Genomic DNA, 14,646 nt, shown 5'->3' on the forward strand with positions numbered 1-14,646 from the left:
CACCAAACCGCCTATTTATCCACACCCCAAATAAAAAAAGGAATGACTGAAGATATCCACAGAGACTTAAAACGATAACAATTATTTTTTTAAATTGTTTGTGGCGAAATGCGTGAGATTCAAAGCGACCGCCCGCAGCGGAAATTAACATCCAAGTTTAACCACTACAAATACAAAAACGAAACCAACGGGACGCATTTTGCATTCCAAGGTTTCGTTTTTATTAGAAACAGTTTTAAGTAAGGCTGATTGTAGCGAAAGATGCGAGACTCCTGCGGGAGCAGCGGGACAGGTGAGACCCCACAGGCGCTTGCGCCGCGGAGGCTCCCCGCCCGCCCCGCTGGTCGCTGAGCATTCTGGAGCGGAAATCAGCCAAAACCAAGCCGCTTTGAAAACTGACTTTCTGGACAGCCTCTTTAGCTTCCTTGTGCTCTTGATTCACCAAGCCTAACATCCACCGACTGTTTTTTCCCTGAGCGGTAGAAGGTGATGGAGATTGTGTCTCCTGGTTTCAGTTCATATAGCACTTTGCGAAGCTGGATGATGTCTTTAATATCCTTGCCATCCATTTGGGTGATGACGTCCATCTGCTTGATGCCTGCTTTGCCGGCAGGGGAGAGGGGCTCTGCTTCAAATACGACGACACCATGTGTGACGCTCTTTGGAAGCTTGAGGGTTTCCTCCTGATGGTAGCTGGATACTTCGTCAAGTGAACGCATGCTTAAACCGAGGAACGGCCTTCTGACTTCTCCGTACTTTTCAAGATCTTCAATGACAGGTTTTGCGATATTGACTGGTATCGCGAGTCCGATTCCCTCAACGGACGACTCGGCGATTTTCATCGAGTTGATGCCAATCACTTTTCCGTCGATGTTGATGAGGGCGCCACCGCTGTTTCCAGGGTTGATCGCGGCATCCGTCTGAATGACCTCCGAGTTCCAGTCGGCCTGGCCGTCGCCGTTCTCGTCAATTGGAATGGCGCGTTCCGTCCCGGAGATGATTCCCTGTGTTACGGAGCCGGCAAACTGAAGCCCGAGCGGATTTCCGATAGCGATGGAAGGCTCGCCCGGTTTTACTTTGTCTGAATCTCCGAATGGAGCGACGTTCTTAATCTTGTCGCTGTTCACCTGCAGGACAGCAAGGTCGGTCAGCTTATCGCTTCCGAGAATCCTTGCTTTCACTCTCGCGCCGTCTGAGAGGCTGATTTCCACCTGTGTGGCGCCTTCGATGACGTGGTGGTTCGTAACGATGAACGCGTTTGGCCCGTCTTTTTTATAAATCACGCCGGATCCGGTTCCCGCTTCGCCTTTGCCCTGTTCTTCATCCCAGAAGTTGGACTGCTGGATATTGATGACTCCAACAACGGAGCTCGATACTTTGCTCACAATGTTCGTGATGTCGGAAGTGACATTAACGGAGACCTGTTTTTGCGGTCCTGCCGGCTCCCTGGCTCCAGGAGAGGTTTCTTCTCCTGTGTTGAAATTTCCGTTCACCAGGTCATTGACGGTCGGCCCGGCAAAAAGGACAATCAGTCCTCCGAGTATGGCTCCTGTTATTCCGGCCAAAAACCATCCGCCGCGGTTCCCTTTTTGCCTGCGAGGCGGCTCCTGATAATCCTGATCATAATACCCCATCGTTCCAGCTCCTTTTTTTCGCATGCTGCTATTTGCTATTATACTCAAGCTTGTGCAAAAAAATAATTATTAGACGGCTGTTAGCGGAGTCGGCTTACTCGGGTCGGTGTCGTACAAAGAAATTTGGTCGCCTAAAACGAATCCTTTGCTCTCCAATGTCTGCTGTACCGACATTCTGGCAAGGTCCTTCATATTGTTGTCCTTGCTTAAGTGGGCAAGGTAGATGCGGGAGGTGCTGTCGCCGATGACATCAGACATTGCAAGGGCGGCGTCTTCGTTCGAGACGTGGCCGACATCGGAAAGAATACGGCGCTTAATGCTCCACGGGTAATGCCCCATCCGGAGCATGCTCACATCATGGTTGCTTTCAAACACGAACGAATTCGCGTCCTTGATGGTCCCCTTCATCCGGTCGCTCACATAGCCGGTATCGGTAATAAGGGCAAGCTTGCGGCCGTTATGGTGAAACACGTAAAACATCGGTTCTGCCGCGTCATGGGAGACACCGAACGACTGGATATCAAGTCCTCCGAACGATTTCACCGTGTCGGTTTCAAAATGAAACTTTTGCTCCGACGGTACTTCACCAATCAGTTTCTCCATCGCCTTCCACGTGTTTCCGTTCGCATAAACCGGCACCTTATGTTTTCGTGCCGCCACTCCTAGACCTTTAATATGGTCACTGTGTTCATGGGTAATGAAAATGCCGCTCAAATCGTCCATGCTTTTGCCAATCTGGCTCATGAGCAGGCCAAGCTGTTTGTTGCTTAAGCCGGCATCCACCAAAAAGGACTGTCCGTCCGCCTCGACATAAATGGCGTTCCCCGTACTCCCGCTCGCAAGTACGCTAAATTGCAAGCTCATCTCTATTCACTCCATTTTTTTCTGCTGATCCGGTCGAATGATCTGGCCGTCATACGCATTGACAAAATAATGATCTCGTTCATTCACTTCAATGTACCAATACGGCTGCAGAGATTGTTTATTTAGTTCCTGGGCGGTGTAATAGCCCAGATCAATTTTTGTAATCGCGTCTTTGCTTTTCAGGTCGTTTTTATTGTAAAGCTGCTGAATGACATTGATGGCAGTCAGGCTGTCCAGCTTTTGCTCTTCCTCGGAACCGGACGTTTTCATGTAGGTCTGTTCATAGCTTTTGACTTCATTTCGGTTGTTCAGATGCAGGATGACCGCTCCCATTGGCTTAACGGATCCCTTTTGATACACAATTTTATTGTTGATACGCTGAATATACGTAATGGTCCCGGCCTTCTGATCAAAGTTCCAAAACACATAATCTCCGCCGAATAGCAACTTGGTCGATACGAAGCTGTCCGCTTTGGTTAAATCCTTTGGGTTGATTTTAACCGGTGTTTTCAGCTCCATTTGCAAATCGATGGTTTTCGTCTCTCCGATCTGCTCCTGGATATCGATCAGCGGCTTCTGATCCTTTAGCGCAGCAATTTCTTCGGACGTAAAAGGGCGCCTTTCCACTGTTAAGATCCCAAGCGCCGGACTGTCTGCCGGTAAGGGGGGATACGTAATGCCTTCCGCTTTCAGCTGCTCCTGGATGGTTTCGCTCTGAATTGAATCGTATTTGCTTGTTGTCACCTTCTGGGAATACTGCCACACCAGGAAGAGGTCGAGGACAAGAAAAGCAAAAATAAAAATGGTTTTTGTTTTACTCCAATCCATTCTGGCTGCCTCCCCCAAGGATTCTCGGATCCTGAATCATCAGGTAATTGCCGCTTTTCGTTTCTGCATACCAGGCAGGCTCTGCCACGACAATCAGGTCCTCTGTGGATCTAGATAGCTCATAGGCTGGAAAGACCCTGAACAGGTTGTCCTTTCTCAGTTCCCCTCTGCTTGCCTCAAGCATTTCAATAAGCTCTGCTCCGCTTTCAATCTTAACCGGTTCCGGATTCGAATCGTAGTTGCGGAAGAAGATCGGATGCTCATAGCTCAGCACATCCGTACTGCCCCAATTCTGAGTAATGGTTGTTTTCAGAAGAGGGGGCTCGAAGCTGGCAAAAATCGGCATGCCATTCAGCGTCATTCTCAATGTTATTTCAAGATCCTTCGTGTGGCTGAAGAAGACATATTCATCTGTATCCGTCCAGCCGCCGCGGGAGTTCAGGTAGTCGATGCTTTGAGTCATGATTTTGGAAAGACCCGTGCCCGCTTCCGTTCGCTTAAGCCCATTATTATCGGTAAACCTCATCGATCCGCGGTCGGAATCGTACACCATCCGGCGCTGGCCGTCTGTATAGACCGTCTGCGAGCCGCTTGCCCCGCTCGTCACATAAGAGGGATTATTGAATAACGCCTGTTTAAATTTATCGGCTGAAAAAGTGCCCATGGAAAAGGACTGGCGGGAAAAAAGCGGATTTTTCTCCGGCAGCATGACGATACAGTCTTTATTGACCTGCCAGGTAAAATACCGGTCATACTCGTTCAGACTGCTGAAATATTTCCCGCTAAGCTGCGTGATGTCGTTATTTAAATTGACTTCCAGAACTTTTTGGTTCTTGTACGAGATAAAATACAGCTTTGGCGTTTTGACGCGGTCAAACGGAACAACAATCCGGTCGAATGCCTGATTTTTTACGGTCTTGGAATTCCAGTCCAAAATGGATTGGAACGTTTCCACCGGAATCGTCTGGCTGAAGATCAGCTCCAGCTTTTTCTGCCCGTCCAGTCCCGAAACAAAGTTCAGGAATTTCGTTTTGCTGCTGAAGGTTTTGGAATTGGACACATCCCTTGAATCCTCAAGCTTCCACTTCGCCAGTGACTCCCAGATGTCATCTGCTTTGCTGTCCGCATTGTAATGGCTGTCTCCTCCATGGTAAAACACCTGCTGGGGTTTTACCACTTCGCCGATTTCCCTCTCTTCTTCCGTCAAAGGCTTGCTTTCGAGGTATTTCATGTTCTCGATCGGATCGAGGGACGGCTGAAACGTCCAGATGTTCCATGTCAGATAAAGACTCACAATGACTAATAAGGCTAGTACGAGCGTTTTCACTGTTTCCCGCTTCATTCCCAATCATCCTCTTGATTCGGATTGTACGGGAGCGTGAAGTAGATGGTTGTCCCCCGTCTTTCCTTACTTTCTGCCCAAATATCGCCGGAGTGGGCCTGTACCATTTCTTTCGCAATCGCAAGGCCGAGTCCGGTTCCGCCGAGCTTTCTCGTTCTTGCTTTATCCACCCGGTAAAAACGGTCAAAAATCTTTTTCACACTGTCCTTCGGAATGCCTACTCCTTCATCTTTGATGCTGATGATGAGTTCTTCTTCCATCACCTTGATTTTGAAGGTGATTTTCCCGCCCTCCGGAGAATACTTCAGGGCATTAGAAATAATGTTATCCAGTACCTGCGTAATTTTATCGGTATCAATGTCCACATAAAGATCTTCTTTCGGGATCTCGCGTTTAAACGTCACGTTTTGTGATTTTGTCATTTCAAACCGGTCGATGATTTTGTTGAAAAAGACGGTGAAATTAATCCAGTCCGGTTTGATCCGGTAATCGCGGCTGTCCATTTTTGATAGATTCAGAAGGTCATTGACAAGCCGGATCATCCGCTCGGTCTCCGTCTGGGTCACCTGCAGAAACTGGGGAGCAATTTCTTTATCCTCCCAAGCCCCTTCGGCCAAAGCATCGAGATAGCTCCGCATCGTCGTAAGCGGTGTGCGAAGCTCATGAGAGACGTTTGCCACAAACTCCCGCCGTTCCTCGTCAATCTTCTCCTGCTCGGTTACATCGTAAATAATGGCGATTAACCCTTCAATAAATCCGCCGTGTTCTTTCACTAAAACAGAAAAGTTGACTCGGAGAATGAGAGGTTTGTCATCTGAACTGAAATCAAGAAGGAGAGGCTCCTGCGACTCGATAAGCTGGTCGAATTCCACTTCTTCTTCAATATCCAGAAGCGACGTAATGGTCATGGAATAGGCTGTTTCACGTGAAACGTTCAGCAGCTGGACAGCCGGATCATTCACGAGAATGATTTCCCCTTTACGGTTCGTCGCAATGACTCCATCCGTCATATTCGCAATAACCGATGCGAGCTTTTTCCGCTCTCCCTCGGTTTGGGAGTGGGCTTCTTCCAGTTCTTCCGTCAGATGGTTAAAGTTTAAGGCAAGCTGCCCGATTTCATCATTGCTGTAAATGCGGACTTTCCGGCCAAAATTCCCTTTCGCAAGTTCAAGCGCCTGTTTTCTCATATCCGAAAGCGGCCTTGTAATGGTCCGGGCGAGGAAAATCCCGACTAATGCGGTGATGATCAAAGCTATGCCTGTGCCTGTCGCCAAAATGCTGTTAATGTTCCGCATTTGAGAGAAGATGTCTTCCATAGAGGCTTCCATATATAGAATACCGAGGATCGTACCGGAATCATCCTTGATCTGGGTAGCAGAAATCCGGACCCGATTTTGGGTTTCCCGGTCATAAACAACCCGATAATCATTTTCTCCAACGATAAGGGACCGTTTCACAAGATTGTTGTTTACTTTCTTATCGACGATGTTATTCCGGTTGCCGATATTAGAGGTGGCGATAACTTTGAAGCTGTTTGGATCAATGACACGGACTTCCTGAATTTCATTTGTCGCATAATCATTCAGGACACTTGTAATATCATTTTGCAGCGTGTCCGGATCATCTTCCGGACGTTTTTTGGCAAATTCTACACCAAGACTGTAGCTGAGGAGCTCAATTTGCTTGTTGATGGAGTTGTTGAAATTTTCCTTCAGTGAATCTTCCAGCTGCTTGACAAAATACACCCCAATAATTTGCATCGCCAGAACAATCAGCAATACAAATATCAGGGCAAATTTAAAATGGATGGAACGGAAAAACCCTATTTTAGTCATTTCGCTTACTCCTGTTCAGGATTCCGCAAATAATACCCTACGCCCCGTCTCGTGACGATCCAGTTCGGATGGCTTGGATTATCTTCGATTTTCTCCCGCAGACGGCGGACCGTTACATCCACTGTGCGGACGTCTCCAAAATAATCGTAGCCCCAAACGGTTTGAAGCAAATGTTCGCGGGTCATGACTTGTCCAATGTGCTTCGCCAAATAATGCAGCAGTTCAAATTCGCGGTGTGTCAGCTCAATCGTTTCCCCGCGTTTGGTCACGACATAGGCATCCGGATGGATAACGAGAGAACCAACGCCGATTTCATTCGTATCTCCGGCCGCTTCTTCCGCTGTTCCAGCCGTCTGCTGTCTGCGGAGGTTGGCTTTTACCCTGGCCAGAAGCTCGCGTGTGCTGAACGGCTTCGTCACATAATCATCGGCACCCAGTTCAAGACCGAGCACCTTGTCGATCTCAGAATCCTTAGCGGTCAGCATAATGATCGGCATATCGTATTTCTTCCGCACTTCGCGGCAAACTTCCATGCCATCCTTACTCGGAAGCATGATGTCGAGAAGAATGAGATCAGGCTGGAATTCCTCCACCTGCACCAGGGCATCGTTCCCATCATAGGCACAATGAACATCGTAGCCTTCTTTTTTTAAGTTAAACTCCAGTATATCTGCAATCGGTTTCTCATCGTCCACCACTAAAATCCTTCTATTATCCATTCATATACCGCCCCTCTTAGCCAAGGTTTCACTTTTTATATCAAGTCATTATTTTTATAGCTCTAAACAGACTAATTATACCGATAGTATGTCCTTTTTTCCACCATATGCATGAAGAAAAGCGCCTCAGCCGGACAAATCTGCTGATCCTTTTTTTCTAATACAAAAGTTCTGTTAAATTCGGCTGCGGATTGCAGCAGGCAGGGGATATTTACAGGAGGATCAATAGGAGCAAGCCTATACAAAAAAACTGACCCGAATGGACGCCCGCTGGCATCTTCAGGTCAGCTTGTTTCTTATTGTTTTACGTAATCAAGCGGGTTTTGCAGATTTCCATTTTTGTATACTTCAAAATGAAGATGCATTCCGGTGGAACGTCCGGTCGAGCCCATCACCGCAATTTTAGAGCCCTTCTGTACCGTTTCACCTTCTGAAACAGAGATGGAATCCAAATGAGCATACACCGTTTTCATGCCATTTTGATGATCGATTTCAATCTTATTCCCGTAAGCCCCGCTGTTTCCGGCAAAAACAACCTTTCCGTTGTCTGCAGCTTTAATCGTCCGGTCCTGCACGCCGGAAATGTCGATTCCTTTATGGGCACGGCCCCAGCGCTGGCCTTTTTTACTCGTAATCTGACCGCCCATCGCAGGCCAGCTCAAGGATCCTTCCCCTTTGGAAAATTCTTTCGTTCCAATTTGAATGATCTGTTTGACGGGATCCTTTCGTTTTTCATCCTTTACCGTGGTTTTGCCTGCCACACTTCCATTTACTTTCGTATAAACGTATTCACGAAGCGCTTCACCCGGTTCTCCTTTTTGAGAAATACTCTCCTCGCCCTTTGGAAGATCACCGTTTTCCTGTTTTTCCTCTTCAAAAGCAATCGGCTCAACGTTTGATGATTCTTCCGTCACTTTCACTTCCATAAAAGGTTTTGACACAAGAACCTTCAATTTATCGCCCGTCTTGATGGAAAGGCGCGGATCCATGCCGCCGTTCAGCTTCAGAAGCTCATCCGCTGACAGACCGAAATCACGCGCGATGGTTTCGAATGTATCCCCCTCTTCAACGCTGTAAAGGGACTCTTCTTTTGTTCCATTCTTAAGTGCATCCAGTCCCTGACCGGTATTCCGAATCTCTTCCGGCTTCACGTTCTGCTCCTTGATTTCAGGGGGAGCGGAATAGGTAATATCCGTGATGCGTGATTCGCCTTCTTGAATCGGTTCAAATTCCTTGCCGCTTCTTTGATGCTCTTCAAAAGCCTTCAGCTGCTCTTCCGGTATGAATCCGGTCAAGTAGGCTCTTAAGCTTTGCTCCGCTTCTTCCTTCGAGTTAAAAGAAGCCGCCGTTTTCCCGCCGATTACGATGGAATAAGCCTTCGCCTCCACTTTCAGCTGTGATTCAAGCTCCTTCTTCGCAGCTTCATTATCCGCGAACGGCCTGAACATTTGCTCCGGTACAATCTCAACGGGACCCGCGGTCAAATTCAGCCCTTTTTTCTGAATTTCGCTTCCTGCCCGTTTGACAGCCTCGGCTTCCGCCTGTTTCAGCACATCCTGGCTGTCAATCGTTCCAATCTTCTTTCCATCTATGTATAAATGATAAACGGTAGAAACCTGCTCTTCAGCGGATGCTGCATGGGATCCAAATACAAGGGACGACACCATCACACTGCATGCAAGCGTATACTTAAACTTTGAAATGTTTGGCTTATTCATAGAAAAAATCCTCCTGAAGGCTATTCAACGCACCCTTCTCAAAAAGGCACCCGTTTAAGATAGCACAGACTTCCTAAACCTCGTCCAATTCTCTTCCAATTGTTATAGGATTGTGGCTGAATTGTTATAAACAGGATGACTTTTGTAACAATGCGGGTATAATTTAACAGCTTTGCCAGTGGGACTTAAGACATTGCAGTTGAACGAAGGGAGGAGAGAGGATGAAGACAAGCATCCCTGTTATCATCCTATTCCTTGTTTGTTTATGGCTTCTATTTGCCTTGCCTTTTAATCAATGGCTGATTTTTACCCTGCTTCTTGTTCCCCTTTTCTTCTTGACTCTTGCCATATCAAAGGGAGCAAAGAATTATTGGATTTCCATCCCTTTCAACACGGGACTTGGGTTTCTGTTTGTTTTTTGGACAAACAAGCTTATTGGGTTATTTTCAAATGGAGCGGCTTATGTTCAACTTTTCTTAACCAGTCTGATTTTGCTCATCAGCAGAATCATGGCGGACAATGGGGAAGATGAGGATGAGAAGCGGAAAAAATAAAAAAGACACATTCCACCGGGAACATGTCTTTGGATGGCTTGGGACGGAATCGAACCGCCGACACATGGATTTTCAGTCCATTGCTCTACCGACTGAGCTACCAAGCCAAACTAAATTCAGTTTTTAATCGCCATTTTATATGTACTGTAAAAAAGTAAATGGCGGTCCGGACGGGACTCGAACCCGCGACCTCCTGCGTGACAGGCAGGCATTCTAACCAACTGAACTACCGGACCAAAAAGGATATGTAAATGGTGACCCGTACGGGATTCGAACCCGTGTTACCGCCGTGAAAGGGCGGTGTCTTAACCGCTTGACCAACGGGCCAATATTTTAGAGATGAGCCATGAAGGACTCGAACCTTCGACCCTCTGATTAAAAGTCAGATGCTCTACCGACTGAGCTAATGGCTCCTTATGTTACCGTGCTGCCACTTTAAACTCAGTATCAGAGCGCCTCAGCGACGTTTTTAATAATAGCATGGAAAGATAGTATAAGACAATAGTTTTTTTACAAAAATGACAAAATAATTTTCGTCATTACATAATTCGATCGCATTCATGTTTTATTATGCTGTTTAACAGCGGGGAAGTCTATATCTTTTTAGGACATTCAACGCTTTTTATCGGGGTTATGGGAGATTCATTTTTTATCGGTCGCCCCGCTGCAGCTGCCAGACACTAATCCCCGCTATTCATCAACCCTGTTGGCTTATATAAAAAAAGAGAAGCCTGCTGGCTCCTCTTTTTCCATCTATTAATTTGCGCGGTATACGCTTCTCAGCACATTTGTTTGAGAACGGTCCGGTCCGACAGAGAAGATGGAAAGCGGAATACCTGTCAGCTGGGATACACGCTCAAGGTAGTGGCGGGCATTCTCCGGAAGATCCTCCAGTGTTTTCGCTCCTGTAATGTCCTCTGTCCAGCCTGGAAGCTCTTCGTAGACTGGCTCACAGTCTGCCAGTTCCTTCAGGCTTGCAGGGAAGTGCTCGATGACTTCGCCTTTGTAGCGGTAGGCAACACAGATTTTCAGGGTTTCGATGCCTGTCAGCACGTCAATGGAGTTCAGGGAAAGATCTGTAATTCCGCTGACACGGCGGGCATGGCGGACAACGACGCTGTCGAACCAGCCTACACGGCGCGGACGGCCTGTTGTTGTCCCGTACTCGCGGCCGACCTCACGGATTTGATGGCCGATTTCATTATCCAATTCAGTAGGGAAAGGACCGTCTCCAACGCGGGTTGTGTACGCTTTGGAAACGCCCACTACATGGTTGATTTTCGTCGGGCCTACGCCTGAACCGATTGTTACGCCTCCCGCTACCGGGTTAGAAGACGTAACAAATGGATACGTACCCTGGTCGATATCGAGCATAACGCCTTGAGCCCCCTCAAACAGCACACGGCGGCCTTCATCCAGTGCATCGTTCAGAACAACGGATGTATCACACACGTACTTTTTGATTTGCTGGCCGTATTCGTAGTATTCATTCAGAATATCCTCGATTTTAAAGCCTTCAACTTCGTACATTTTTTCGAATAGACGATTTTTTTCTTCAAGATTACGGGCAAGCTTCTCTTCAAACGAATCTCGGTCAAGAAGGTCTGCAATCCGGATTCCGATTCGCGCTGCTTTATCCATATAAGCAGGGCCGATTCCTTTTTTCGTCGTACCAATTTTGTTTGCACCTTTCCGGTCTTCTTCCACAGCATCAAGTTTCAGGTGATAAGGAAGAATCACGTGCGCGCGGTTGCTGATTCTCAGGTTGTCTGTGCTGACCCCTTTGTCATGAAGATAGGCAAGCTCTTGAACAAGTGCTTTCGGATCAACAACCATCCCGTTGCCGATGACACAGATTTTATCCTTATAAAAAATACCGGATGGAATTAAGTGAAGCTTATATGTGACTCCGCCAAATTTAATCGTGTGACCTGCATTGTTTCCGCCTTGATAGCGGGCAATTACTTCTGCGTTCTCAGAGAGGAAATCGGTAATTTTCCCTTTTCCTTCATCTCCCCACTGCGTTCCAACTACAACTGCTGAAGACATTTACATGCACCTCCGGATGCTTTTCCATTACGATTTTTCATTCATTATATACACTAAATCCATCCAATATTGTATCAATGGGACGAAGGAAAGTCAATTCATTTCCCGAACATTCTGTATAGTATTGTTGATATTTGTTCGTGAATAGGAGAATGGATGCAGTAGAGTTACAGAGGGGTGTCTTGTTTACATAATATTGTGTCAGTCCCGCTCTCCTTCACCGCATAAGGGGACAGAGACTGCCTCTTTTAAACCATTGAGCCTGTTGGTTTTGTGAAGGATGGTGCCAGAGCTTTAGTCTGCCAGCGAATGACGGGACTGGCACCATGCCAGTCCCCTTATGCTTCACCGCAGTCGGGGACAGAGGCTGGTTGGACTTGAGACCTTGATAAATATGGATTTGAAAGAGGCTGTGCCGGAGGTTTAGTGCTTTAGCAGAGTGCGGGTCAGTCCCCATCCCCTAACAACCTTCCGCTATTTTCAAAAAAATCTTCTTGCTTATTCCAATATCAGGCGATTATAATACAGGTGAACGAAAGCGCTTTCGAAAAAGAGGAGAATAGGATGACCACGATTTACGATGTAGCAAAAAAGGCTGGGGTGTCCAGCACCACCGTTTCAAAGGCCCTGAATAATTACCCCGATGTCAGCGAAAAAACGAAGAAAGTCATTTTATCGGTTGCTGCGGAAATGGGGTATCTGCCTAACTCCCATGCCCAATCACTATCCACTAAAAAAACCTGGTCTTTTGGAGTCATGTTTACAGAGGATAATGGAGTGGGAATGAAGCACCCATTTTTCAATGCTGTGATTGAGAGCTTCCGCAAACACGCTGAAAATGAAGGGTATGACCTGATTTTCCCATCCAGAAATCTGCGCAACAGGAATACATCCTACCTGGAGCATTTTCAGTACCGGGGTGTAGATGGAATCATTATTATTTGTTCTGATCAGCATGATCCGCAGGTGCTTGAAATTCTGGATAGTGAGATTCCCATTGTTGTCATTGATATGAACAATGTGAAAAGCAGTGTGGTCTACTCTGATAATGAAGCAGGCGGAGAGATGGCTGTCGATTATCTGTATTCATTGGGACACAGCAAAATTGCCCATATTTCGGGAATGGCCGATTCGTTCATCGGAAAAGCAAGAATTATGGGATACAAGAAAGCCATGCAAAAGCGCAATCTCTCTATTCCAAGAGGATACATGGTGGACGGCGGATTGTTTTCCATTGAAGAAGGAAAGGCAGCAATGAAGAAATTGCTGAAACTGAAAAATCGCCCTACTGCTGTATTTGCCGCGGGTGACCAAATGGCCATTGGAGCAATGGAAGCCATTAAAGAGAAAGGCTTATCGGTTCCAGAGGACATTTCCATCATCGGTTTTGATGACATTGACATGGCAGGCTATGTTACGCCCAAACTCTCCACGATTAAACAAGATACAGACGCTATTGGGAAACAGGCGGCAGAGCTTCTTGTCCGACAGATTATCCAAAAAAAGAAATCGATTACGGCTGCTATGATTCCTGTATCGCTAATTGAGCGAGAATCCTGCAGATCGGTGACATGATTTTTTTTAACCTTATTTGAAACCGCTTTCTATTAAACTTCTATTTTTTTTACTTAAAACGAAACCGCTTTCGAAACTCGGTTTATTTTTTAACAGCAAAACGAAACCGCTTTCGAAATTGGCTATATGAATGAATCATCCTAAAAAATAAGAAAAGGGGCTTTATGATGAAGAAAACTCTTAGTATTTTCTTATCGCTTGTACTGCTGATTGGAATTCTTGCAGGCTGCTCAGATTCCAAAAGTGCAAGCGGCACAAAAGGCGGAAAAGACGTAGATTTGAGAATTTGGTCTTTTACAGATGAACTAAAAAAACCGATTAAAACATTTGAGGAAAAGAACGGCGTAAAGGTGGAGCTGACCATTGTTCCAATCGCTGACTATCCTACAAAGCTTAAGCCTGTTCTTGAAAGCGGAGTCGGTGCTCCCGATGTATTTACGGGTGAGCTTGCTTTTATTAAACAATGGGTGGATGCAGGATATTGGGAAAACCTTTCTAAATCTCCATATGACGCTGAAAAGCTGTCAGATCAGTACATCCCTTATGTATTTGATATGGGGAAAGACAAAGATGGAAATGTCAGAGCCCTTTCCTGGCAGACGACTCCAGGGGGAATTTATTATAAGCGCAGTATTGCAAAAGAAGTTCTTGGAACAGACGATCCTGCCGAAGTAGGCAAAATGATGTCATCTATGGACAGCGTGTTTGAAACAGCGGAAAAAATGAAAGCAAAAGGGTACCGTATGTTCCCGGATGAAGGCGCAATCCGCTGGTTTGCTCAAGGCGATGCCCCTGAACCGTGGGTGAATGATAAAAAAGAATTGACGCTGACAGACCGGAAAATTGAGTTTATGGATTATGCAAAGGAATTGAAGAAGAACGGCTACACCGCGAATGCTGCAGAGTGGTCTCCATCCTGGTTCGAATCAATGGATAAAGCCGTCAAAGTAAAAGAAAACGGAAAAACCGTTGAAACGAATGTGTTCTCCTATGTCCTTCCTACTTGGGGTCTTCATAGTGTTTTGAAAACCAATGTAAAAAAATCCACTGGTGACTGGGCCGTAACAAGCGGACCAAGCCCATATTTCTGGGGCGGTTCATGGCTTGGTGTGTACAGCAAATCAAAGAATAAGGAACTGGCTTACGATTTTGTCAAAATGATGACGCAGGATAAAGATTTCCTTAAAGGCTGGGCAAAAGAAACAGGAGATGTGCTGTCCTATCTTCCGGTAACCGATGAAATCAAAGGTGATTTCAAAGACGAGTTCCTCGGCGGGCAAAACAACTATCAATTCTTCCTTGACCAGGCTCACAATATTAAGCCTGGAATCGTGACGAAGTACGATCAGCAGCTTGATACCCTTTATGGAAATGCGGTTAAGGAATATACAGATGGCAAAAAATCAAAAGACCAGGCCATTAAAGAGTTTTATATGAAAGCGAAAAATGCGTATCCGGACTTAACGGTTCCAAATAAGTGATAGCAGCAAGCGGCTTAACAGGCTTTAGGCCGCTTGTACTTCTTGAA

The 14,646-nt window shown here is 46.3% G+C and carries 11 protein-coding genes and 4 tRNA genes; 3 read left to right on the forward strand and 12 right to left on the reverse strand.

The features are described 5' to 3' along the window. Nucleotides 1–416: 416 nt before the first annotated feature. The 7 genes from CEF21_RS01345 to CEF21_RS01375 all read right to left on the reverse strand — a co-directional run bounded on the left by CEF21_RS01345 (nucleotide 417) and on the right by CEF21_RS01375 (nucleotide 8,940). Complete coding sequence (locus CEF21_RS01345) at nucleotides 417–1,634, reverse strand: S1C family serine protease (RefSeq protein ID WP_123913078.1); 1,218 nt, start codon at nucleotides 1,632–1,634, stop codon at nucleotides 417–419. Nucleotides 1,635–1,703: 69 nt separating this feature from the next. Then, nucleotides 1,704–2,498: an MBL fold metallo-hydrolase gene (locus CEF21_RS01350; protein WP_123913079.1), complete on the reverse strand. Its 795-nt coding sequence runs from the start codon at nucleotides 2,496–2,498 to the stop codon at nucleotides 1,704–1,706. A 6-nt stretch (nucleotides 2,499–2,504) separates the two neighbouring features. Next, complete coding sequence (locus tag CEF21_RS01355; RefSeq protein ID WP_123913080.1) at nucleotides 2,505–3,326, reverse strand: two-component system regulatory protein YycI; 822 nt, start codon at nucleotides 3,324–3,326, stop codon at nucleotides 2,505–2,507. Beyond that, nucleotides 3,313–4,668 (reverse strand): YycH family regulatory protein, encoded by a 1,356-nt coding sequence (locus CEF21_RS01360; RefSeq protein WP_123913081.1) that lies wholly within the window; start codon nucleotides 4,666–4,668, stop codon nucleotides 3,313–3,315. The genes CEF21_RS01355 and CEF21_RS01360 overlap by 14 nt, the downstream gene beginning before the upstream one ends. Continuing rightward, the gene (walK, locus tag CEF21_RS01365) at nucleotides 4,665–6,503 is read right to left on the reverse strand and encodes a cell wall metabolism sensor histidine kinase WalK (protein WP_123913082.1); all 1,839 of its coding nucleotides are present in this window, start codon (nucleotides 6,501–6,503) and stop codon (nucleotides 4,665–4,667) included. Before walK ends, CEF21_RS01360 begins: the two co-directional genes overlap by 4 nt. A 5-nt stretch (nucleotides 6,504–6,508) precedes the next feature. Next, a complete protein-coding gene (gene yycF, locus CEF21_RS01370; protein WP_123913083.1) occupies nucleotides 6,509–7,222 on the reverse strand; it encodes a response regulator YycF in 714 nt (237 codons plus the stop codon). A 296-nt stretch (nucleotides 7,223–7,518) separates the two neighbouring features. After that, a complete protein-coding gene (locus tag CEF21_RS01375) occupies nucleotides 7,519–8,940 on the reverse strand; it encodes a M23 family metallopeptidase (RefSeq protein ID WP_123913084.1) in 1,422 nt (473 codons plus the stop codon). Nucleotides 8,941–9,161: 221 nt separating this feature from the next. Between CEF21_RS01375 and CEF21_RS01380 the strand changes: the two genes are divergently transcribed. Next, nucleotides 9,162–9,494 carry a hypothetical protein gene (locus tag CEF21_RS01380; protein ID WP_123913085.1) on the forward strand — a complete coding sequence of 111 codons (333 nt, stop codon included), beginning with the start codon at nucleotides 9,162–9,164 and terminating at the stop codon, nucleotides 9,492–9,494. Nucleotides 9,495–9,528: 34 nt separating this feature from the next. On the opposite strand, the gene CEF21_RS01385 is transcribed toward CEF21_RS01380, so the two are convergent. The 5 genes from CEF21_RS01385 to CEF21_RS01405 all read right to left on the reverse strand — a co-directional run bounded on the left by CEF21_RS01385 (nucleotide 9,529) and on the right by CEF21_RS01405 (nucleotide 11,543). Then, a tRNA-Phe gene (locus CEF21_RS01385) sits at nucleotides 9,529–9,601 on the reverse strand. A gap of 52 nt (nucleotides 9,602–9,653) precedes the next feature. Further along, nucleotides 9,654–9,730: transfer RNA gene (locus CEF21_RS01390), tRNA-Asp, on the reverse strand. Nucleotides 9,731–9,746: 16 nt separating this feature from the next. Then, nucleotides 9,747–9,821, reverse strand: a tRNA-Glu gene (locus CEF21_RS01395). 13 nt (nucleotides 9,822–9,834) lie between these two features. Beyond that, nucleotides 9,835–9,907: transfer RNA gene (locus tag CEF21_RS01400), tRNA-Lys, on the reverse strand. Between the two features lie 343 nt (nucleotides 9,908–10,250). After that, complete coding sequence (locus CEF21_RS01405) at nucleotides 10,251–11,543, reverse strand: adenylosuccinate synthase (protein WP_123913086.1); 1,293 nt, start codon at nucleotides 11,541–11,543, stop codon at nucleotides 10,251–10,253. A 564-nt stretch (nucleotides 11,544–12,107) separates the two neighbouring features. Here CEF21_RS01405 and CEF21_RS01410 point away from each other — a divergent pair. Both CEF21_RS01410 and CEF21_RS01415 read left to right on the forward strand, forming a co-directional pair. Beyond that, the gene (locus tag CEF21_RS01410) at nucleotides 12,108–13,118 is read left to right on the forward strand and encodes a LacI family DNA-binding transcriptional regulator (protein WP_123913087.1); all 1,011 of its coding nucleotides are present in this window, start codon (nucleotides 12,108–12,110) and stop codon (nucleotides 13,116–13,118) included. A 164-nt stretch (nucleotides 13,119–13,282) separates the two neighbouring features. Then, the gene (locus CEF21_RS01415) at nucleotides 13,283–14,599 is read left to right on the forward strand and encodes an ABC transporter substrate-binding protein (RefSeq protein ID WP_346773363.1); all 1,317 of its coding nucleotides are present in this window, start codon (nucleotides 13,283–13,285) and stop codon (nucleotides 14,597–14,599) included. Nucleotides 14,600–14,646 lie beyond the last annotated feature (47 nt).

The organism is Bacillus sp. FJAT-42376 (assembly GCF_003816055.1).
Classification (GTDB): Bacteria; Bacillota; Bacilli; order Bacillales; family Bacillaceae; genus Metabacillus_B.